Here is a 19,232-nt window from a genome sequence, read left to right on the forward strand (position 1 = left end):
CGTGACGTGCGCCGACCAGGGTCGTTGCGTACGACGAAGGCCGCGCCCCTGGACGTGGGGCGCGGCCTTTGCCTCTGCTCGGCCACGGGGTCTGGCGGCTCACCGCCGACTCGGTAAAGTTCCCCCCATGCGCGATCTTGGGGTGGGATTCGGCCGTCTGCTCGAGGGCCAGCGGTGGATGGCCCGGCACGACAGGCAGTACGGCTTCGGCCTGCTGCCCGGGCTGATAACCCTCGTGCTCTACACGGCCGCGCTCACCGCCCTGGCCGTCTGGGGCGACGACGCCGTCACCTGGGCCACCCCGTTCGCCGACAACTGGCCGAGCCCCTGGCTCGGCCTCTTCCGGGGCCTCCTCACCGTCGTCCTCTTCGCCCTCGCCCTCCTCCTCGCCGTCCTCACCTTCACCGCCGTCACCCTCCTCGTCGGCCAGCCCTTCTACGAGAGCCTCTCGGAGCGGGTCGACCGTGACGTCTCCCCGGACGGCACCACCCCGCAGTCGGGCCTGCCCCTCCACCGCGAGCTGTGGATCTCGGCCCGCGACAGCCTCCGCATCCTCGTCCGGGCCGCGCTCTGGGGCGTCCTGCTCTTCGCCCTCGGCTTCCTCCCGGTCGTCGGCCAGACCGTCGTCCCGGTGATCGGATTCTTCGTCACCGGCTTCTTCCTCACCGAGGAACTCACCGCCGTCGCCCTCCAGCGCCGAGGCGTCGAACTCCGCGACCGCCTCACCCTGCTGCGCTCCCGCAAGCTGCTCGTATGGGGCTTCGGCACACCCCTCGCACTCGCCTTCCTGGTGCCCTTCGTCGCCGTCTTCCTGATGCCGGGCGCGGTCGCGGGCGCCACGCTCCTCGCTCGCGACCTGCTGGGCGAGGAGACGGCCGGGGGCCGGGACGGCGACGAGGACGCCGACGCCGACGAGGGCGAGCCGGTCAGCGGCTCCTGACCCCGGCTGCGAACGTCGCGTTCGCCGCCGCCGTCACGATCGCGCGTACCTGCGCGATGATGTCCAGCCGGTTCCGTACGAACGCCGGGTCGGTGACCGTTCCGGTCGCCGGGTCCGTGTTCCCCGCCCCGAACTCGAGGACCGGAGTGTGGACATGCCCGCCCGGCAGCCGGTCGTGCAGCCCGAGCCGGTCCCGCAGCAGCGTCGCCCGGTACGCGATCTCGTTGGAGAGATAGTTGCCGCCGCCCCCGGCCCGGGCGGTCGACCCGGGGGTCGGGCCGTCCGGCCGTACGACGGGATCGCCGCCGCCCGCCGGAATCTCGGTGACCTCCGTGTGGTCGAAGACGGGGAAGCGTCCGGTGTCCGCGGAGATGATCGCCCGGTACGGGAGGGTCGTCGACGTCCACTGCGGCTGGGTGGCCGGATCGGGGACCGGGACCGTCTCCGTCCGGCCGATCCCGTCGTTGTCCGGGAACCCGCCCCGCCACGCCCCATTGGTCCGCTCGATGTCGAAGCGGCCGATACGCCCCTGGCTCACGGTCGTGAAGAGGTCCACGCGCGGCAGCTGCCGCCGCAGGGTGCGCTCCACGGTGCCCTCGGCGAAGTCCTGCCAGCGCACCGGGAAGACGACGGCCTCGATGCGCGCCGGGCCGTCCACCGTCTGGATCACGGTGCCGTCGAGCGCGAGCGCGGTGGCCCCGGACGGGTTGGAGATCCGGATGTCCCGGTCCAGCGTGAACGGGTCGAAACCGGTGACCAGGATCCGCTTCACGGCCCTGGCGCGCGGAAAGCGGACGGAGTCCTGCCCGCGCGAGGAGACCTCCAACTCCGACAGCAGCCGGGCTCGTTGCGTGTCCGACAGCCCGAACTCCGGCTCCCAGCCCCGCACTTCCCGGCTCATCCCCAGCCGCGCCCAGTACAGCGGCCGGTCGTCGTCACGGCTGAGGTCACCGCCGGCGGGCCCCCGCTGCTGCGCCCGCTCCACGGCCCGCCGCCACAGCAGGGACCCCTGACGGACGACCGCGCGCTCGGCCTGGGGGTACGAGTGGGCCTCCGCGAGCGCCCGCGCCAACCGCGGTGCCATCGAGTCGAAGCCGGAACGCCGGAGGATCTCCTGCGGAACGGCCCGGTCGAGACGCTGCTCCTCGACGGTCGCCGAGGGGGCGCTGTCCGCCGTCGCGGTGCTCGGGGCGGTGAGCCCCGCGAGCAGGGCCAGTCCGAGGATGCCTATCCGAACGCGTATGGAATGCACGGATTGTCGTCCTTCCGTCGCCGTGGCGTGCGTGCTGCCGGACGCCCCGCAGTATCGCGTGACGGACGTGACCTGGGCCACGGTGCGTGGCGCCGGGTTGTGAAGGGTTCGTACGAGGTTGCGGCCGGACGCCCGATCGCCGACCGCCACGTCATCACGGCGATTAACGTCTCACCCGGGACAGGTCTCCCCACGAGCAGCCCCGGTCCGGGACCTGACCCCTGGACCGGGGCTCGTGGGGCCCCGCGCCACCGAGGGGACCGCCCTCCGGGCGACGCGCCCCAGGGCCTCTCGTTTGGATCACGCCGGGCTCGCGGGGTCTGGCCTGATCCAAACGAAAGACCCTAGGTCACGGGGTCCTTCGCGGTGACGGTGCGATAGGCGATCTCGGCGAGATGGGCCTGACCGTCCCGGCTCGGATGGAACCAGTCCCAGTGACTCAACTGTCCCGTCCCGAAGCGGTAGTCGAAGACCGCGTTGCCGTCGAAGCGGCACCGCCGGTCCTTGACGCACACCTCCCTCAGGACCCGGTTGTACGCCTCCACACGCTTCTGCACCGCGTCGCGCCGCTTGGTCGCCCGGGCGTCCAGCGCGTCCGCGTCCCCCAGCATCGACGGGCAGATACCCAGCTTCCACACCTGCTTGCCCAGCTGGCTGGAGCGGCCCTGCGACCACAGCCGCTTCAGGTTCGGCACGCTGGACACATACACCTGCGTCTTCGGCAGCGCCTCGCGCAGGTCGTCCATCGCCTCCTGGAACTGTTCGCGGAAGCCGGCAACCGAGGTCATCGCGGAGACGGTGGAGCGGCAGGCGTCGTTGGCGCCCACCATCACCGTCACCAGCTCCGGCTTCCGCGGCACTGCCTGCGCGATCTGCCCGGGCAGGTCCGCCATCCGGGCCCCGGTCACCGCGTAGTTCCAGCTGCGCTGCGCGGCCCCGGTCACCCCGAGCAGCCGTACGGCGAGACTGTCCACAGCGGTGTCGCTGCCCGTCGCCCAGGACACCTGGGGGCAGTCGGACAGCACGGTGCAGGCGTCGAAGCCCCGTGTGATGGAGTCGCCCACGGCGGCGATCGAGCCGGGCGAGCGGTCCCAGACCGGAGTGGGCCTCGGGGACGGATGCGCCTGCGCGGTGCTTCCCCGGCGAACGGCCCCGTCCCCGCCCGAGGCGTCACAGCCCGCAAGCCCCAGGACGGCCGCCGCCGCCATCGCGACGACAGTCCGAGAGCGACGCCCCGCTTTCCGCATCCCCTGGTCCCCTCGCTCGTCGTCCACGGCGGTCGGTCCGTGCACGGTTCATCCGCAGTCGTTCGGCAGCGCTTCGAACACGCTGGGTCAGCCCCGCGTCCCCTTGGGTGAAACCTCGGGGTTCGGGAGTGCCGGGACCGACGGTACGTCACACTCCTTGCGCCGCCGCACGGTAGCCTCGCCCCGTGGCCGCCCTGCCACGCCCGATCCGTAAAGTTACAAGATGTCGCGGTCTGCCCGGAGGTTCAGGTGACGACACGTGGAGTCCTGTACGTGCACTCCGCGCCACGCGCACTGTGCCCGCATGTCGAGTGGGCAGTCGCGGGCGTGCTGGGCACGCGCGTCAACCTCGACTGGATCCGGCAGCCCGCCGCGCCCGGCACCTGGCGGTCCGAGTTCTCCTGGCAGGGCGAGGCCGGCACCGCCTCCAAGCTCGCCTCCGCGCTGCGCGGCTGGCACCTGCTGCGCTTCGAGGTCACCGCGGAACCCTGCCCGACCGCCGAGGGCGAGCGCTACAGCTGCACCCCCGATCTCGGGATCTTCCACGCGGTCACCGGCATCCACGGCGACATCCTGATCCCCGAGGACCGGCTGCGGGCCGCTCTGGTGCGCTCCCAGCGCGGCGAGAGCGAGCTGGAGGCCGAACTCGCCAAGCTGCTCGGCAAGCCGTGGGACGACGAGCTGGAACCGTTCCGCTACGCGGGCGAGGGCGCGCCGGTCCGGTGGCTGCACCAGGTCGTCTGACCGGCCGTCACCCTCCACGGTTCCGTCCCGTCCGTCCCTCGCTCGTCCCCCGTTCGTACGAAAGGGCCCCCACCGAGTCGGCGGGGGCCCTTCGCACGGGCGACGGGGACGGCCCGGATCAGACCGTGCGGAACGCCAGGACCACGTTGTGGCCGCCGAAGCCGAACGAGTCGTTCAGCGCGGCGATGCGGCCCTCGACCGGCAGCTTGCGGGCCTCGCCGCGGACGACGTCCGCGTTGGCCTCGGCCTCCGGGTCGATGTTCTCCACGTTGATCGTCGGCGGGGCGACCCGGTGGTACAGCGCGAGGATGGTCGCCACCGACTCCACACCGCCCGCGCCGCCGAGCAGATGGCCGGTCATCGACTTGGTGGCGGAGACCGCCATGTGGTCGGTGTCGTCGCCGAAGACCTTGCGCAGCGCCTTCAGCTCGGCGATGTCACCGGCCGGGGTGGAGGTGGCGTGCGCGTTCACGTGCACGATCTCCGCCGGGTCCAGGTCGCTGTGGTCCAGCAGGTTCTGGAGGGCGTGCGAGATGCCGCGGCCCTCGGGCTCCGGCTGCACGATGTCGTGGGCGTCGGCGGAGATGCCCTGGCCGACCGCCTCCGCATAGACGCGGGCGCCGCGCCTGGCGGCGTGCTCGGCCGACTCCAGGACCAGGACGCCCGCGCCCTCGCCGAGGACGAAGCCGTCACGGTCGACGTCGTAGGGACGCGAGGCGCCCTGCGGGTCGTCGTTGTTCTTGGACATCGCCATCATGTTGCCGAACGCGGCGATCGGCAGCGGGTGGATGGCCGCCTCCGTGCCACCGGCGACGACGACGTCGGCGCGGCCGGTGCGGATCATCTCGATGGCATAGCCGATGGCCTCGGCGCCCGACGCGCAGGCGGAGACCGGGGTGTGCACACCGGCGCGGGCGCCGACGAGCAGACCCACGTTGGCGGACGGGCCGTTCGGCATCAGCATCGGCACCGTGTGCGGGGAGACGCGGCGGACGCCCTTCTCCTTGAGTACGTCGTACTGGTCGAGCAGGGTCGTCACACCGCCGATGCCGGACGCGATGACCGCGCCGAGACGGTCGGGGTCGACATCCGCACCCTCGCCCGCCTTGTCGGTGAAGCCGGCGTCCGCCCAGGCTTCCTTGGCCGCGATCAGCGCGAACTGCGCGGAGCGGTCCAGACGGCGGGCCTGCGGCCGGGGGATGACCTCCGACGGCTCCACGGCGATCTGTGCGGCGATACGGACCGCCTGCTCGGCGGCCCAGTCCTGCTCCAGGGGGCGGACACCGGACTTGCCGGCGATCAGGCCCTCCCAGGTAGAGGCCGCGTCGCCACCCAGCGGTGTGGTTGCGCCGATACCGGTGACGACCACGGTGCGATTGGTCGAGCTCACGGGAATTCTTTCTCCAACGGATACGAGGATTAAGCGGCGCCACCGCCGGGTGGCGGGGCAACGGCCCGAGTCACCGGGCCGCCGGCCCGGCGCTGGGCAGTCTGCCCAGGTGATCGGTCGATCAGGCCTGGTGCTTGAGGATGTACTCGGCAGCGTCGCCGACGGTCTTGAGGTTCTTCACGTCGTCGTCCGGAATCTTGACGTCGAAGCGCTCCTCGGCGGCGACGACGACCTCGACCATGGACAGCGAGTCGACGTCCAGGTCGTCGGTGAAGGACTTGTCCAGCTGGACGTCCTCGGTGGGGATCCCGGCGATCTCGTTCACGATCTCGGCGAGACCGGCGACGATCTCTTCCTGAGTGGCGGCCATGTCAGGCGCTCCTTCGTAGATATCCGTGAGGGTGTGGCGCCCGCCGCGTCAGCGGCAGGTGTTTGCAGGTCCCGTACCGGACCGGATGATCCGGCACGGAGTGCCTAGGGGAGGGTAACGACCGTCGCGGCGTACACGAGACCCGCCCCGAAGCCGATGACGAGCGCGGTGTCGCCGCTCTTCGCCTCGCCGGTCGCCAGGAGCCGCTCCATCGCGAGCGGGATCGAGGCGGCCGAGGTGTTGCCGGTGGTGCGCACGTCACGCGCGACCGTCACGTGCTCCGGCAGCTTGAGAGTCTTCACCATCGAGTCGATGATCCGCACGTTGGCCTGGTGCGGGATGAAGACGTCCAGGTCGTCCGCGGTGATTCCGGCCGCGTCCAGCGCCTGCTGGGCGACCTTCGCCATCTCGAACACGGCCCAGCGGAACACCGCCTGGCCCTCCTGCGTGATCGCGGGGAACTTGACGTTGCCCTCGCTGTCGACCGGGAGCTTGGAGACGTCGCCCGTGGGGGCGCCCCCGCTCGAGCGAAGTCGAGAGTGGGGGAGGAAGTCGTTCCACGGCACGGTCTGCTTGATCGTCTCGGACTTGTCGCCCTCCGAGCCCCACACGGTGGGGCCGATGTGCGGCTCCTCGGAGGGGCCGACGACGACCGCGCCCGCACCGTCGCCGAACAGGAAGGCGGTGGCCCGGTCCTCCAGGTCCGTCAGGTCGGACAGCCGCTCCACGCCGATGACGAGGACGTACTCGGCGGATCCCTCGACGATCATGCCCTTGGCGAGCGTGAGGCCGTAGCCGAAGCCCGCGCAGCCGGCCGAGATGTCGAAGGCGGCCGCCTTGTCCGTGCCGAGCTTGTCGGCGATCTCGGTGGCGATGGCCGGGGTCTGGCTGAAGTGCGAGACGGTGGAGACGACGACCGCGCCGATCCGCTCGGCGGTGATCCCCGCGTCGGCGATCGCCTTGCCCGCCGCCTCGACGGACATCGCGGCGACGGTCTCCTCGTCGTTCGCCCAGTGCCGGGTCTCGATGCCCGAGCGGGAGCGGATCCACTCGTCGGACGAGTCGATCTTCTCCAGGATCACCTCGTTGGGCACCACCCGGACCGGACGGTAGCCGCCGACCCCGAGAATGCGCGCGTACGGAGCACCCTTGCGTGCCTTGATCTTCGACATGCTCTCGGGCTCCTAATCAGGCGCTGTGCTCGGCGACGAGGGCGCGAGCGGCGTCGAGGTCGTCGGGGGTCTTCAGGGCCAGGAGCTGGACACCCGGCAGGGCGCGCTTGGCGATGCCCGTGAGGGTGCCGCCGGGGCACACCTCGATCAGTGCCGTGACGCCCAGCTTCTGGAAGGTCTCCATGCACAGGTCCCAGCGGACCGGATTGGCGACCTGGCCGATCAGCCGCTGAAGGACCTCGGCACCGGTGGCGACGGTCTCACCGTCCTTGTTCGAGACATACGTGACCCGCGGGTCGGCGGGCGTGAGCGCTTCGGCCGCCTCCGCGAGGCGGTCCACCGCGGGCGCCATGTGGTGGGTGTGGAACGCGCCGGCCACCTTCAGCGGCACCACACGGCGCACGCCCTCGGGCTTGTCGTCCGCCAGCGCGGCGAGCTGCTCCTGGGTGCCGGCGGCGACGATCTGCCCGGCGCCGTTCACATTCGCCGGGGTCAGGCCCAGCTTCTCCAGGTGCGGGAGCGTCGTCGAGGGTTCGCCGCCGAGCAGGGCCGACATGCCCGTCGGGGTGATGGCGGCGGCCTCGGCCATGGCCAGGCCCCGCTTGCGGACGAGCATCAGCGCGGCCGTGTCGTCGAGGACGCCCGCGAAGCTGGCCGCGGTGATCTCACCGACGCTGTGCCCGGCGACGGCGCCCGGGGTGATGTCACCCAGTGCCGCGGCAGACAGCAGACCCGCGGCGACCAGCAGCGGCTGGGCGACGGCGGTGTCGCGGATGGCGTCGGCGTCGGCCTGCGTGCCGTAGTGGGCGAGGTCGAGCCCGATGGCCTCCGACCATGCCGCGACGCGGTCGGCGGCGCCGGGAAGGTCGAGCCAGGGAGTCAGGAAGCCGGGCGTCTGGGCGCCCTGGCCGGGAGCGACGAGTACGAGCACTCTCACACTCTCTCTTGGGGACGGCCGGGGCCGCCCGTGGGGACAAGGACGAAGAACAGCAGGGGGTTTTGTGGGCCCCCGACAAAAGGCTAGGTCTGGGGATCTCCCTCGGCCAGACGCCCAAGGATCAGCGCGATCCGCAACGTGAACGCGGAGCGTACATCAGAAGGCGACCATCCAGTGACGTCAGTCACACGTCGGAGCCGGTAGCGCACGGTGTTCGGGTGAACGAAAAGCATGCGGGCGGCACCCTCGAGACTGGACGCCTGCTCCAGATACACGCTCAGGGTCTCCAGGAGCGCGGATCCCGCCTCCTCCAGTGGTCTGTAGATCTCCTCCACCAGCTGCTCGCGCGCGTTCGGATCACCGGCGATCGCGCGCTCCGGCAGCAGATCGTCGGCCAGCACCGGGCGCGGTGCGTCCTGCCAGGCGGAACACGCCTTCAGGCCCGCCGCCGCGGCCTGCGCGGACCGGGTCGCGGCCAGCAGGTCGGGCATGATCGGCCCGGCGACGACGGGCCCGGCGGCGAACGGGCCGATGAGCGATTTGGCGACGGCGAGCGGATTGTCGTTGCCGCCCGCGACCACGACGAGCCGGTCCCCGAGCACGCCCGTGAGCACCTGGAGCTTGGCGTGCCGGGCGGCCCGCCGGATGGCCTCGACCGTCAACTCACTGTCACCGTCGGGTGCCGTGCCCAGCACCACGCACACATGCTCGGGCGAGTTCCAGCCGAGCGCGGCGGCCCGGCTGACGGCGCCCTCGTCGGCCTCCCCGCTGAGCACGGCGTTGACCACGAGTGACTCCAGCCGGGCGTCCCAGGCACCGCGTGCCTCGGCGGCCTGGGCGTAGACCTGGGCGGTGGCGAAGGCGATCTCCCGGGCGTAGACGAGGAGCGCCTCGCGCAGCACGGACTCGTCGCCGGGAGCGGCCACCTCGTCGATGGCGGACTCCATGACCTCGATGGTCGTCCGCACCATCTCCACGGTCTGCCGCAGGGTGATGGCCCGGGTCAGCTCGCGCGGCGCGGTTCCGAAGACATCGGTGGAGATGGCCTGCGGGGCGTCCGGGTGCCGGAACCACTCGGTGAACGCGGCGATACCCGCCTGGGCCACCAGACCGATCCAGGAGCGGTTCTCCGGTGGCATAGCCCGGTACCACGGGAGCGTCTCGTCCATGCGTGCGATGGCCTGCGCGGCGAGGCTTCCGGACGATTTCTCCAGCCGCTTCAGGGTCGCGGAGTGCGGATGGACGGAGTGCGCTGCGGGCTCGGGGTGGATGGCTTCGGGTTCGGGCACGGGGACAAGACTGCCTTATCGGGACGGGGCCGTGGGGCGGCGGGTCCCGGAGCACGGCAGGAGCGGGGCATGAGCGGGGCTACGGTGGAGGCTGTGATGGACGTTCGGCGCGCCGGTGAGCGCTACCGCGGAGGGGACCCGGCCGCCGGGATCGAGTCCCTGCACGCCTTCAGCTTCGGCCCGCACTACGACCCGGACAACCTCCGGTTCGGCGCCGTGATCGCGTGCAACGAGGAGCGGCTGGCACCGGGCGCCGGCTTCGACGAGCACCCGCACAGCCACACGGAGATCGTCACATGGGTGGTGGAGGGGGAGCTGACCCACCGCGACTCGACGGGCCACGCGACGGTGATCCGCCCCGGCGACGTGCAGCGGCTGAGCGCGGCGGGCGGTGTCCGGCACGTGGAGCGCAACGACGCCGGCGCCCCCCTGGCCTTCGTGCAGATGTGGCTGGCCCCCCGGGAGCCCGGCGGCGACCCCGTCTACGAGGTGGTCCGCGGCATCGCGGACTCCACGCCCTACGCGGTCCCCGAGGCGGGCGCGATGCTCCATGTCCGCCGGCTGGCGGCGGGGGAGCGCACGGCGGTACCGGACGCGGCGTATGCGTATGTGCACGTCGTACGCGGCGCCGTACGGCTGGGCGGTCAGGAGCTCGGCCCGGGGGACTCGGCCCGGATCACGGGTGCGAAGCACCTGGAGGCGGTGGGGGCGTCGGCGGGGGCGGAGCTGCTGGTGTGGGAGATGGCGGGATGACCGTGGTGGAACCGGGCGGTCGGAGGGATGCGCCGACCGGTCCCGGAGAGCCCGGGCGGCTCCGGGGCGGAGGGCCCCGGCGGCTCCTCAGCCCCGTACCTCCGCCAGTACCGCGTCCGTGAACGGCGTCCACGCGTCGATCGCCCACGGCCCGAACGCCCGGTCCGTCAGTGCGACGCACGCCACGCCCGCGTCGGGGTCGATCCACAGGAACGTGCCCGACTGCCCGAAGTGGCCGAAGGTCCTGGGCGAGGACGAAGTCCCCGTCCAGTGCGGCGTCTTGGAGTCGCGGATCTCGAAGCCGAGGCCCCAGTCGTTCGGGTTCTGGTGCCCGTAGCCCGGCAGGACGCCTTTGGTGCCCGGGTACTGCACGGTCATCGCCTCGGCGACCGTGCGGGGATCCAGCAGCCGGGGCGCCTGGACCTCGGCGGCGAAGCGCACGAGATCGGCGACCGTCGAGACGCCGTCCTTGGCGGGGGAGCCGTCCAGGCTCGTCGATGCCATGCCCAGCGGCTGGAGGACCGCCTGCCGGGCGTACTCGGCGAAGGGGATGTCCGTCGCCTTGGCCACATGGTCGCCCAGCACCTCGAACCCGGCGTTCGAGTACAGCCGCCGATCCCCCGGCGCCGAGGTGACCCGGTGCTCGTCGAACGCCAGCCCGGAGGTGTGGGCGAGGAGGTGACGCACCGTGGAGTCGGACGGCCCGGCTGGCTCGTCCAGTTCGACGGCCCCCTCCTCGTACGCGACGAGCACCGCGTAGGCGGCGAGCGGCTTGGTCACCGAGGCCAGCGGGAAGCGGTGGTCGGACGGTCCGTGCGTGCCGAGCACGGTGCCGTCCGCGCGGACGACCGCCGCGGCGGCGGTGGGGACGGGCCAGTTCTCGATCAGCGCCAGGCTCTCCAGGGACATGGGCACGAGCCTATGCGGCTCACAGCTCCAGCCGCATCGAGGGGTCCGGCTTGCGGACGAAGCCCAGCGACGCGTACAGCGGCTCGGCCTGGGCGGACGCGTTCAGATCGACCTGCCGGACGTCCTGCTCGCGGAACCAGTCCAGCAGCGTCTCCATACAGGCGCGGGCGTGGCCCCGGCGGCGTGCGTCCGGATCGGTGGCGACGCTGAAGACATGGCCCACCCGGCCGTGCGGGTTGCCCGCCCGGCCGATCCGGTACTCGACCGTGCCCACCGCGAGTGCGGCGAGCGCCCCCGGCCGTTCGGGATGGTCGGTCACGAACGCCGCGAAGCCGCCGTCCGGGTCGGCGAGGCGACGGCGCAGGGTCGTCAGGGATTCCGCGTGCCACCGTGTGGAGGAACCGGCGTCGAAGACGGAGTCCAGCATCACCTGGCGCAGTCGCAGCACTTCTTCGGCATCCCCGGGCACCGCCCGGCGTACGAGACTCATGACGCGCACGCTAGTCACGCAGGCCCACCCGGGTCTCCCTGATTTCCCCGGATTCCGCTTGCTTGGAGTGCACTCCAGCGTTCTAGCGTGGAGGTCATGACGGTGATGGAGACCTTGGCCGAGGCGGCCGAAAACGGGACCGACGTCTGCTCCGTACCGCCCGAGCGGCACCCCCGTCCCGACGGACAGGACAGCTACACGATCAGCGAGGTCGTCGCCTTCACCGGCCTCACCGCGCACACCCTGCGCTGGTACGAGCGGATCGGACTGATGCCCCACATCGACCGCTCCCACACCGGACAGCGCCGCTACTGCAACGCCGACCTCGACTGGCTCGACCTCGTCGGCAAGCTCAGGCTCACCGGGATGCCCGTCGCCGACATGGTGCGCTACGCCGAACTGGTGCGCGCCGGAGACCACACCTACGCCGAGCGCTACGACCTCCTGGAGGCGACCCGCCGGGACGTGCTGGCCCGGATCGCGGAGCTCAAGGACACACTCGCGGTGCTCAACCGCAAGATCGATTTCTACGCGGACGCCGGGCGCGCCCCGGCGTCGGAGAGGCGCTGATGACCGACAGCAGGATCGCAAAGGCACGACTCGGCGGCGACGGCCCCGAGGTGGGCGTGCAGGGCCTCGGCTGCATGGGGATGAGCTGGGCGTACGGCCCCTCGGACGCCGAGGAGGCGCGCGCCACCCTGGAGCGGGCGCTGGAACTGGGCGTCACGCTCTACGACACCGCCGACGCCTACGGTGCCGGGGAGAACGAGAGGTTTCTGTCGCCGTTCTTCAAGGCGCACCGGGACGAGGTCGTCATCGCGACCAAGTTCGCGATCTCCACCCCGCCGGACGACCCCATGAAGAGGGTCATCCGCAACGACCAGCCCTACATCCGCAGTTGCGTCGAGGCGAGTCTGAAGCGCCTGGACGTCGACGTGATCGACCTCTACTACATGCACCGCCGTGATGTGAACGTGCCGATCGAGGAGACCGTCGGCGCCATGGCGGAGCTGGTGCGCGAGGGCAAGGTGAGGCACCTCGGGCTGAGCGAGGTCACGGCCGGTGAGCTGCGCGCGGCCCGGGCCGTTCACCCGATCGCCGCCGTGCAGTCGGAGTGGTCCCTGTTCAGCCGGGACATCGAGGCGAACGTGGTGCCGGCCGCCGGAGAGCTGGGCGTGGCCCTGGTGCCGTACTCGCCGCTGGGCCGCGGCTTCCTCACCGGCTCCTTCTCCAACGCCGGCACGGACCTCACGGACCAGGACTTCCGCCGTACGATGCCGCGCTTCACCGGCGAGAACGCGGCCGCCAACCAGCGGCTCCTGGAGCCGATCCGCACGGTCGCCGAGGCGCACGGTGTCTCTCTCGCCCAGATCGCGCTGGCCTGGGTGCAGCAGCAGGCCGCGGTGCACGGCGTCCCGGTGGTCCCGATCCCGGGCACGACCAGGCGCTCGCGCGTCGAGGAGAACGCGGCGGCGACCCGGATCGTGCTGACCGCGGAGGAACTGGCGCTCCTGGAACCGATCGCGGCCAAGGTGGCCGGCGACCGTTACCCGGACATGACGTTCGCGTCGGCGGGCCGGGAGTAGGGATGTGCCCGGCGGCCGCTACAGCTCCGCCAGCAGCTCCGCCTTCTTCGTGGAGAACTCCTGGTCCGTGACGAGTCCCGCCTTGTGCAGCTCTCCGAGGTGCCGGATCCGCTCGGCGATGTCCGCGGGGTCCCGGCGCGACGCGGGCACGGCGGCCGGGGAGGGTCCCGCCGCTCGCACGGCGGACAGCACCGCCGCGGCGAACGGCAGCGACTCGTGCACCGGGCCGTACCCGAGGCCGAAGACCACGGCGGCAGGGTCCTGGTCCGGCAGCGCCGGCTGCCCGGCGTCCGCGTCCCGCCGCAGCAGCCGCAAATGGCCCTCCAGGGCCTCCGGTGAGCGCCACTCGACCCCGCTGAGGCCGGTGACCGGGAAGCTCTGGTCGCCGGCCTTCCACTTGGCGGAGGACGCGCCCGTCCAGGACCAGCGGAAGGAGACCGTACGGCCGTCGAAGGACGCCTTGCCGTCGTATGCCTTGAACTGCTGCGGCGCCTGGGGCGGCGCCACCAGGAACCGGTCGGCCGGGGTGCCGTCCTCGGTGATCAGGGCGCGCAGCTCGTCGGCGTAGTACTCGGCGAGGGTGTGGCGGTCGGCGGGCAGGAGCAGCCGGTAGGGGTCCGAGGTCTCCTTGAGCTGCCCGGCCGCCGCTTCCATCAGCGGATCGGCGCCGGGCCGCGGCACCGCGTACAGGACCACGGTTCCGCGCTTGCCCTGAGTCAGCGTCACCCCCGCGATCGCCTCCAGGGGGATCCGGCGTTCGCCGAGCGCCTGGAACAGCTTCGGGGTACGTATCCCCCGTTCGAAGCGGATGAGCACGGAGTCGGACTCGAACTCCCAGACGGCATGAAATCCGGCCAGTACGTCACCCATGCGGCTCATCGTATGCGGCACGCGCTCCTCCGTCGCCTCCCCGGGCAGTCCGCAATTCCCGTTTTTCTACGCGCGTCCGGCCGCCACCGTGCCGGACAAACCCGTCCGGCATGTGTCGATGTCGTGGGCGCACCGGACCGTGTCGTACGCGCCGACGCCGATCGAGGCGAAGTTGCGCAGGCTTTCGGTGCCCGGCTCGAAATAGCCGGCATGTCCCTTCGCTCCCTGCGCGGACAGCACTCGTGCCCCGAATCGCCGGGAGACCGGGTCGGCACCGTGACCGAGGCCCCCGACCTCCAGATACGGAACGTCCTGGATCCAGTCGTCGGCGTCCCGCATCGCCCACACCCGGGCTGTGGTGCGCAGCCCGGCGGCGCTCCCGGACCGCATGCCGGGGCTGCCCGCCACGGCGATGTCGGACACCCGTGACGGCAGGGTGTGCGCGGCCACCCCGCACACCACCGAGCCGTAGCTGTGGCAGTACAGCTGCACGGGCGCGCGGCCGGGCAGGGCGCGAAGGAGGGCGTTGAGCCGTACGGCGCCTTCCTCGGCGCGCATCGCGGTCGCCGCCTCCATGCCGAGGCCGTCGGGCGAGGTGTAGTCGGCCCAGGCGATGACGGCCGTACGGGCCGAAGGGCTCGCCGCTCGCTCCGCCGCGTACAGCGACGTGGCCATGCCGACCGGCGCCGAGTACATACGGTAGCTGCGCTGGAAGGTGAGCAGGTCGGTGTCGACACCCGGGACGACGACCGAGACGCGCTGGGCGGTGTCCAGGTCGCCGAGGGCCTCGGCGACCCGGCCCGAACCCTCCGGGTCGAAGGCGAGGATCTGCCGGCCCCCGGCCATCAGCGCCTCGAAGCGGTGCATGAGGCGGCCCGCCTCCCGCTGCCCGACCGGCGACAACCGGTCGTCGTGCATCCGGGCACGCTCGACCTTGCGTTGCTGGTCCAGGGCGATGTGGTTGGCCTCGTAGCGCAGCCGCACCGGCGCCCCGTTCATGTTGCCGACCGCGAGCGGGTAGCGGTGGGCGAGCCGGGATTGCTGGTGGGCGCCGAGCGAGGCGAAGAAGCGGGCCAGCAGTGCGGGGGACGCTTCGGGGTCCGGCAGCTCGCGCCCGGCGATCCGGCCGTGCTTCCATGCGGCGCGCGAGGCGTCGAGGGGCGTGGCGCCGGGGCGGCTGTGCACGGCGGTCCAGCCGGTCGTCGCGAGCATCACGAAGACCACGGCCAGCGCGAGCAGTGCGCGCCAGACGTTGAGTTGCGGGGAGGTGTCGAAGGAAGTCACTGGAAGGACACACTAGGAGAACGAGAGTGTCTCGCGTTAGCCGAGTGACGCGTCTCACGTTTCGCGCCCATTAATTCGGGCTTATCGGGCGCAGGTTAGGATGGCCGTCACGCTGTGTCGACGAGACGCGCGCCACTTGGTGCAGCCTGTCACGGCGCGTTCACCGCATCGGCCGCGGCACGCCGCCGGTCTGACGGGAATTCACTTGACGCTTACGGGATCAGTGCCGGATCGGTACCGGGTCAGCGCGGAATCAGTCCGCGCGCCACCTCTCCGCCAGCGCCGGGCCCACGGCATCGAGATACCGGGCGGTCAGCTCACGGATCGCGGCCACGCTGATCTCCCGGCCCGCACACCACAGCCGCTCCGTGACGCGCATCACCCCGCCGAACACGGCCACCGCGACGCGCGGGCGCGGATCCGCGTCGATGTCGAGGCCCTCACGCTCGGCGATGATGTGGGCGATCTCCTCCTCCAACTCCGCCGAGCGGCGCAGGTGGGTGGCGAACAGGACCGGTGTCGACTCGATCAACCGGTAGGTGCGCAGATGGAGTTCGGTGGGGATGATCTCCTCGACGGCCCGGCCGATGCCGTCCCAGCCCTCCAGCACCGCCTGCCGCAGCGCCTCGAGCGGCGCCTCGTGGGGCGGCCGCGCACGCACGGCGTCGACGAAGTGCGACTCCGCCAGGGACTGGACGAAGAAGACCGCGTCCTCCTTGCCCGCGAAGTACCGGAAGAAGGTGCGCTGCGAGACGTCCGCGGCCTCGGCGATCTCGTCCACGGTCGTGGCCTCGTAGCCCTTGGTGCTGAACAGCTCCAGGGCGGCCCGCAGCAGGGCGTCCCGGGTGCGCTGCTTCTTGCGCTCGCGCAGTCCCGGCCGCGACGCCGTGTCCATGGGTCCTCTTTCTGTTCATCCGCCCGGTTGGGGCTATCGGCAGATGGCGTGACAGTTACCGACTTGTGAATTGGTTTGTCAACTGTCAGTGGCTGTCACTAACCTCGAAAACATGACTAGTCAGACCACCGTCGACGCGACGGGACCGGGGGACAAGACATCCGGTACGTCGGCGGCACCGCCGGATCATGCGCCGGGCCGCGGGCTGCGCGGACATCCGTGGTTCACCCTCGTCTCGGTCGCCATCGGCGTGATGATGGTCGCCCTGGACGGCACCATCGTGGCCATCGCCAACCCGGCCATCGCCAAGGACCTAGGCGCCAGCTTCGCCGACGTCCAGTGGATCACCAACGCCTACTTCCTCGCCCTCGCGGTCACCCTGATCACCGCGGGCAAGCTCGGCGACCGCTTCGGCCACCGGCAGACGTTCCTGATCGGCGTGATCGGCTTCGCCGCCGCCTCCGGCGCCATCGGCCTGTCCGACAGCATCGCCCTCGTCGTGACCTTCCGCGTTTTCCAGGGCCTGTTCGGGGCGCTGCTGATGCCGGCCGCGCTCGGCCTGCTGCGGGCCACCTTCCCGGCCGAGAAGCTGAACATGGCGATCGGCATCTGGGGCATGGTCATCGGCGCCTCCACCGCGGGCGGCCCGATCCTCGGCGGCCTGCTCGTCCAGCACGTCAGCTGGCAGTCCGTCTTCTTCGTCAACGTGCCGGTCGGTGCGCTCGCCCTCGTCCTCGGCCTGCTGATCCTCAAGGACCACCGGGCCGACAACGCGCCGCGCTCCTTCGACCTGCCCGGCATCGCGCTGCTGTCGGGCGCCATGTTCTGTTTGGTCTGGGCGCTCATCAAGGCACCGGCCTGGGGCTGGGGCGACGGCAGGACCTGGCTGTTCATCGGCGCGTCCGTGCTGGGCTTCGCCCTCTTCTCCTTCTGGGAGACGAAGGTGAGGGAACCGCTGATCCCGCTCGCGCTGTTCCGCTCGCTGCCGCTGTCGGCGGGCGTCGTCCTGATGGTCCTCATGGCGATCGCCTTCATGGGCGGTCTGTTCTTCGTCACGTTCTACCTCCAGAACGTGCACGGCATGAGCCCGGTCGACGCGGGCCTGCACCTGCTGCCCCTGACCGGCATGATGATCGTCGGCTCTCCGCTCGCGGGCGCCCTGATCACCAAGGCCGGCCCGCGCATCCCGCTGGCCGGCGGCATGCTCCTGACCGCGGTCGCCATGTTCGGCATGTCGAAGCTTCAGGCGGGCACCGGCAGCGGCGTCATGTCCGTCTGGTTCGCGCTGCTCGGCCTCGGCCTCGCCCCCGTGATGGTCGGTGCCACCGAGGTGATCGTGGGCAACGCGCCGATGGAGCTGTCCGGCGTGGCCGGCGGTCTACAGCAGGCCGCGATGCAGATCGGCGGCAGCCTCGGCACCGCCGTCCTGGGTGCCGTGATGGCCTCCCGCGTCGACGCCGACCTCCCGGGCAACTGGGCCGCGGCCAAGCTGCCGCCGCTCACCCCCGCCCAGCTCGACCAGGTTTCCCAGGTGGTCCAGCAGGGTGCCGCGCCGGTCCCGAAGGGCACGCCGGCCCCGATCGCCGCGAAGATCGCGAGCGTCGCGCACGACACGTTCATCTCCGGTATGAGCCTGGCCTGTCTGGTCGCCGCGGGTGTCGCCGCCGTCGCGGTGCTGGTCGCGCTGCTCACCAAGCGGGGCGAGAACGCGGAGGCGGGTGCGGGGGCCGCGCACATCTGACGCCGCACCGGACAAGTTCGCCTATCAGGGTGAACGCGCTAAAGATCCCTCCCGCCCCGCACGCGCCGCAGGTCACAGTGGGTCACGTCCTCCGTACGACAGGGCCGTACGACCGGAGGACGGCCGGACTGCGGCGCGCTGCCGGAGGGGGGCAGCGCGCAAGCAGGTCTGAACGGGGGAACGGGGGGTACCCGCGTCATCGAGCCCGAAGCGACCACGAGCGGCCGGGAGTTGATGATGGCGAACTTCGGACACAGCACGCGCAGGTACCCCCGCTCACGAAGCCGGATGGGGCTTCGGACCGGGCCGGATCGCGCGACGCTCGGGATCGTCGGAGTCATCTGTGCGGTCGCGGGATTCTTCGTCCTCGGCATCATCCTGGGACCGGTCGCGATCGTCTGCGGCTGGCTCGCCATGGGCCGCAGCTGGACGGGCAGCCGGCCGGTACCGGCCCTGGTCGCCGTCGTCCTGGGCGTGATCGACACGCTCCTGGCGATCATCTGGCTGGCCGGACTGGCCGCCCCCGGGAACGGACTGCTCTGACCCGCGGGGAGCGCGGGCGGGCCCTCGGCTACGGCCTGGGGCCCGCTTCCTCATGAGCATGCGGGTGCGGCACGGACGCTCCCGACAACGCGGCGACCTCGGCCCTCAGCGCCCGTACCTCCTCCGTCAGCGCCTCGATCGCCGCCGTCTGCCGCCGCTCCTCCACGTCGTCCTTCTCGAAGCGCGCGATGAACCACGCGGCGATATTGGCGGTCACCACGCCGAGCAGGGCTATCCCGGACAGCATCAGCCCCACCGCCAGCATCCGTCCGAGCCCCGTGGTGGGCGCGTGGTCCCCGTAGCCCACGGTCGTCATCGTCGTGAACGACCACCACACCGCGTCGCCCAGTGTCCGGATGTTCCCGTTCGGCGAGTCCCGCTCCACCGACAGCACGGCCAGCGACCCGAACATCAGCAGCCCGATCACCGCCCCGCCGACATAGGTCGTCAGCCGGATCTGCGAGGCCATCCGCGCCCGCCGGCCCACGAGTATGAGCGTGGCCACCATCCGCAGCAGCCGCAGCGGCTGGAGGATCGGCAGCAGCACCGCGCACAGATCGAGCCAGTGGGTGCGGACGAACTCCCGGCGACGCCCGCTGAGCGCGAGCCGCATCAGATAGTCGGTGGCGAACGCCGCCCACACCACCCACTCCACCACCGTGCACCCGGTCGTCAGCCCCGGACTCGCGCCACTGTCCACGATCGGCACGGCATAGGCGACGGCGAAGGCCACGGCGAGCGCCAGCAAAGGCCGCTGGGTGTGGCTCTCCCAACGGTCCTGCGGCGATTGCTGCTCCATGTCCGCATCGTAAGGAACGAG

At 71.5% G+C, this 19,232-nt stretch carries 20 protein-coding genes; 7 read left to right on the plus strand and 13 right to left on the minus strand.

The window, feature by feature from the left end:
• Positions 1–127 precede the first annotated feature (127 nt).
• Complete coding sequence (locus tag ABZ876_RS15535; RefSeq protein WP_361780109.1) at positions 128–940, plus strand: EI24 domain-containing protein; 813 nt, start codon at positions 128–130, stop codon at positions 938–940.
• Here ABZ876_RS15535 and ABZ876_RS15540 read toward each other — a convergent pair.
• The gene (locus tag ABZ876_RS15540; protein ID WP_361780112.1) at positions 927–2,192 is read right to left on the minus strand and encodes a pyroglutamyl peptidase; all 1,266 of its coding nucleotides are present in this window, start codon (positions 2,190–2,192) and stop codon (positions 927–929) included. The two genes, ABZ876_RS15535 and ABZ876_RS15540, sit on opposite strands and share 14 nt — an antisense overlap.
• Before the next feature lie 344 nt (positions 2,193–2,536).
• The gene (locus ABZ876_RS15545) at positions 2,537–3,439 is read right to left on the minus strand and encodes an SGNH/GDSL hydrolase family protein (RefSeq protein ID WP_361780666.1); all 903 of its coding nucleotides are present in this window, start codon (positions 3,437–3,439) and stop codon (positions 2,537–2,539) included.
• A 249-nt stretch (positions 3,440–3,688) separates the two neighbouring features.
• Here ABZ876_RS15545 and ABZ876_RS15550 point away from each other — a divergent pair, with 249 nt between their 5' ends.
• Complete coding sequence (locus ABZ876_RS15550; protein ID WP_311698275.1) at positions 3,689–4,183, plus strand: DUF3145 domain-containing protein; 495 nt, start codon at positions 3,689–3,691, stop codon at positions 4,181–4,183.
• A gap of 118 nt (positions 4,184–4,301) precedes the next feature.
• Here ABZ876_RS15550 and fabF read toward each other — a convergent pair whose 3' ends face one another.
• From fabF to fasR, 5 genes are all read right to left on the minus strand, one after another.
• A complete protein-coding gene (gene fabF / locus ABZ876_RS15555; RefSeq protein WP_361780115.1) occupies positions 4,302–5,573 on the minus strand; it encodes a beta-ketoacyl-ACP synthase II in 1,272 nt (423 codons plus the stop codon).
• 121 nt (positions 5,574–5,694) lie between these two features.
• Positions 5,695–5,943 carry an acyl carrier protein gene (locus tag ABZ876_RS15560; protein WP_043440034.1) on the minus strand — a complete coding sequence of 83 codons (249 nt, stop codon included), beginning with the start codon at positions 5,941–5,943 and terminating at the stop codon, positions 5,695–5,697.
• Positions 5,944–6,047: 104 nt separating this feature from the next.
• Positions 6,048–7,115, minus strand: coding sequence for a ketoacyl-ACP synthase III (locus tag ABZ876_RS15565; RefSeq protein WP_361780118.1), 1,068 nt, complete (start codon positions 7,113–7,115; stop codon positions 6,048–6,050).
• A gap of 16 nt (positions 7,116–7,131) precedes the next feature.
• A complete protein-coding gene (locus ABZ876_RS15570) occupies positions 7,132–8,046 on the minus strand; it encodes an ACP S-malonyltransferase (protein WP_361780121.1) in 915 nt (304 codons plus the stop codon).
• An 89-nt stretch (positions 8,047–8,135) separates the two neighbouring features.
• A complete protein-coding gene (gene fasR, locus ABZ876_RS15575) occupies positions 8,136–9,341 on the minus strand; it encodes a fatty acid biosynthesis transcriptional regulator FasR (RefSeq protein WP_361780123.1) in 1,206 nt (401 codons plus the stop codon).
• A 69-nt stretch (positions 9,342–9,410) separates the two neighbouring features.
• On the opposite strand from fasR, the gene ABZ876_RS15580 reads away from it, so the two are divergent.
• Entirely contained in the window at positions 9,411–10,094 is a 684-nt protein-coding gene (locus ABZ876_RS15580) for a pirin family protein (protein ID WP_361780126.1), read from the plus strand.
• A gap of 87 nt (positions 10,095–10,181) precedes the next feature.
• Here ABZ876_RS15580 and ABZ876_RS15585 read toward each other — a convergent pair whose 3' ends face one another.
• Entirely contained in the window at positions 10,182–11,003 is an 822-nt protein-coding gene (locus ABZ876_RS15585) for a serine hydrolase domain-containing protein (protein ID WP_361780129.1), read from the minus strand.
• A gap of 19 nt (positions 11,004–11,022) precedes the next feature.
• Positions 11,023–11,493: a GNAT family N-acetyltransferase gene (locus ABZ876_RS15590; RefSeq protein WP_361780132.1), complete on the minus strand. Its 471-nt coding sequence runs from the start codon at positions 11,491–11,493 to the stop codon at positions 11,023–11,025.
• A 96-nt stretch (positions 11,494–11,589) separates the two neighbouring features.
• Between ABZ876_RS15590 and ABZ876_RS15595 the strand changes: the two genes are divergently transcribed.
• Positions 11,590–12,063 carry a MerR family transcriptional regulator gene (locus ABZ876_RS15595; RefSeq protein WP_234512869.1) on the plus strand — a complete coding sequence of 158 codons (474 nt, stop codon included), beginning with the start codon at positions 11,590–11,592 and terminating at the stop codon, positions 12,061–12,063.
• The gene (locus tag ABZ876_RS15600; RefSeq protein ID WP_361780136.1) at positions 12,063–13,079 is read left to right on the plus strand and encodes an aldo/keto reductase; all 1,017 of its coding nucleotides are present in this window, start codon (positions 12,063–12,065) and stop codon (positions 13,077–13,079) included. Before ABZ876_RS15595 ends, ABZ876_RS15600 begins: the two co-directional genes overlap by 1 nt.
• 18 nt (positions 13,080–13,097) lie before the next feature.
• Here the strand turns inward: ABZ876_RS15600 and ABZ876_RS15605 are convergent, their stop codons facing one another.
• From ABZ876_RS15605 to ABZ876_RS15615, 3 genes are all read right to left on the minus strand, one after another.
• Entirely contained in the window at positions 13,098–13,949 is an 852-nt protein-coding gene (locus ABZ876_RS15605; protein ID WP_361780139.1) for a DUF4429 domain-containing protein, read from the minus strand.
• A 66-nt stretch (positions 13,950–14,015) separates the two neighbouring features.
• A complete protein-coding gene (locus ABZ876_RS15610) occupies positions 14,016–15,233 on the minus strand; it encodes an alpha/beta hydrolase (RefSeq protein WP_361780142.1) in 1,218 nt (405 codons plus the stop codon).
• Positions 15,234–15,486: 253 nt separating this feature from the next.
• Positions 15,487–16,128, minus strand: coding sequence for a TetR family transcriptional regulator (locus ABZ876_RS15615; RefSeq protein ID WP_361780145.1), 642 nt, complete (start codon positions 16,126–16,128; stop codon positions 15,487–15,489).
• 112 nt (positions 16,129–16,240) lie between these two features.
• Here ABZ876_RS15615 and ABZ876_RS15620 point away from each other — a divergent pair, with 112 nt between their 5' ends.
• Positions 16,241–17,869, plus strand: coding sequence for an MFS transporter (locus ABZ876_RS15620; RefSeq protein ID WP_361780148.1), 1,629 nt, complete (start codon positions 16,241–16,243; stop codon positions 17,867–17,869).
• Positions 17,870–18,103: 234 nt separating this feature from the next.
• Positions 18,104–18,412 (plus strand): small hydrophobic protein, encoded by a 309-nt coding sequence (locus tag ABZ876_RS15625; protein WP_361780151.1) that lies wholly within the window; start codon positions 18,104–18,106, stop codon positions 18,410–18,412.
• Positions 18,413–18,440: 28 nt separating this feature from the next.
• On the opposite strand, the gene ABZ876_RS15630 is transcribed toward ABZ876_RS15625, so the two are convergent.
• Positions 18,441–19,211, minus strand: a complete 771-nt coding sequence (locus tag ABZ876_RS15630) for a potassium channel family protein (protein WP_361780154.1) — start codon at positions 19,209–19,211, stop codon at positions 18,441–18,443.
• Positions 19,212–19,232 lie beyond the last annotated feature (21 nt).

Origin of the sequence: Streptomyces sp. NPDC046931, assembly GCF_040644655.1 — a bacterium.
GTDB lineage: Bacteria > Actinomycetota > Actinomycetes > Streptomycetales > Streptomycetaceae > Streptomyces.

What these genes read in the sequence shown, in the direction of transcription:
- ABZ876_RS15535 (WP_361780109.1), top strand. Translation starts at nt 128, where the DNA reads ATGCGCGATCTTGGGGTGGGATTCGGCCGTCTGCTCGAGGGCCAGCGG.
- ABZ876_RS15545 (WP_361780666.1), bottom strand. Translation starts at nt 3,439, where the DNA reads ATGCGGAAAGCGGGGCGTCGCTCTCGGACTGTCGTCGCGATGGCGGCG.
- ABZ876_RS15560 (WP_043440034.1), bottom strand. Translation starts at nt 5,943, where the DNA reads ATGGCCGCCACTCAGGAAGAGATCGTCGCCGGTCTCGCCGAGATCGTG.
- ABZ876_RS15565 (WP_361780118.1), bottom strand. Translation starts at nt 7,115, where the DNA reads ATGTCGAAGATCAAGGCACGCAAGGGTGCTCCGTACGCGCGCATTCTC.
- ABZ876_RS15580 (WP_361780126.1), top strand. Translation starts at nt 9,411, where the DNA reads ATGAGCGGGGCTACGGTGGAGGCTGTGATGGACGTTCGGCGCGCCGGT.
- ABZ876_RS15585 (WP_361780129.1), bottom strand. Translation starts at nt 11,003, where the DNA reads ATGTCCCTGGAGAGCCTGGCGCTGATCGAGAACTGGCCCGTCCCCACC.
- ABZ876_RS15590 (WP_361780132.1), bottom strand. Translation starts at nt 11,493, where the DNA reads ATGAGTCTCGTACGCCGGGCGGTGCCCGGGGATGCCGAAGAAGTGCTG.
- ABZ876_RS15595 (WP_234512869.1), top strand. Translation starts at nt 11,590, where the DNA reads ATGACGGTGATGGAGACCTTGGCCGAGGCGGCCGAAAACGGGACCGAC.
- ABZ876_RS15600 (WP_361780136.1), top strand. Translation starts at nt 12,063, where the DNA reads ATGACCGACAGCAGGATCGCAAAGGCACGACTCGGCGGCGACGGCCCC.
- ABZ876_RS15605 (WP_361780139.1), bottom strand. Translation starts at nt 13,949, where the DNA reads ATGGGTGACGTACTGGCCGGATTTCATGCCGTCTGGGAGTTCGAGTCC.
- ABZ876_RS15615 (WP_361780145.1), bottom strand. Translation starts at nt 16,128, where the DNA reads ATGGACACGGCGTCGCGGCCGGGACTGCGCGAGCGCAAGAAGCAGCGC.
- ABZ876_RS15620 (WP_361780148.1), top strand. Translation starts at nt 16,241, where the DNA reads ATGACTAGTCAGACCACCGTCGACGCGACGGGACCGGGGGACAAGACA.
- ABZ876_RS15625 (WP_361780151.1), top strand. Translation starts at nt 18,104, where the DNA reads ATGATGGCGAACTTCGGACACAGCACGCGCAGGTACCCCCGCTCACGA.
- ABZ876_RS15630 (WP_361780154.1), bottom strand. Translation starts at nt 19,211, where the DNA reads ATGGAGCAGCAATCGCCGCAGGACCGTTGGGAGAGCCACACCCAGCGG.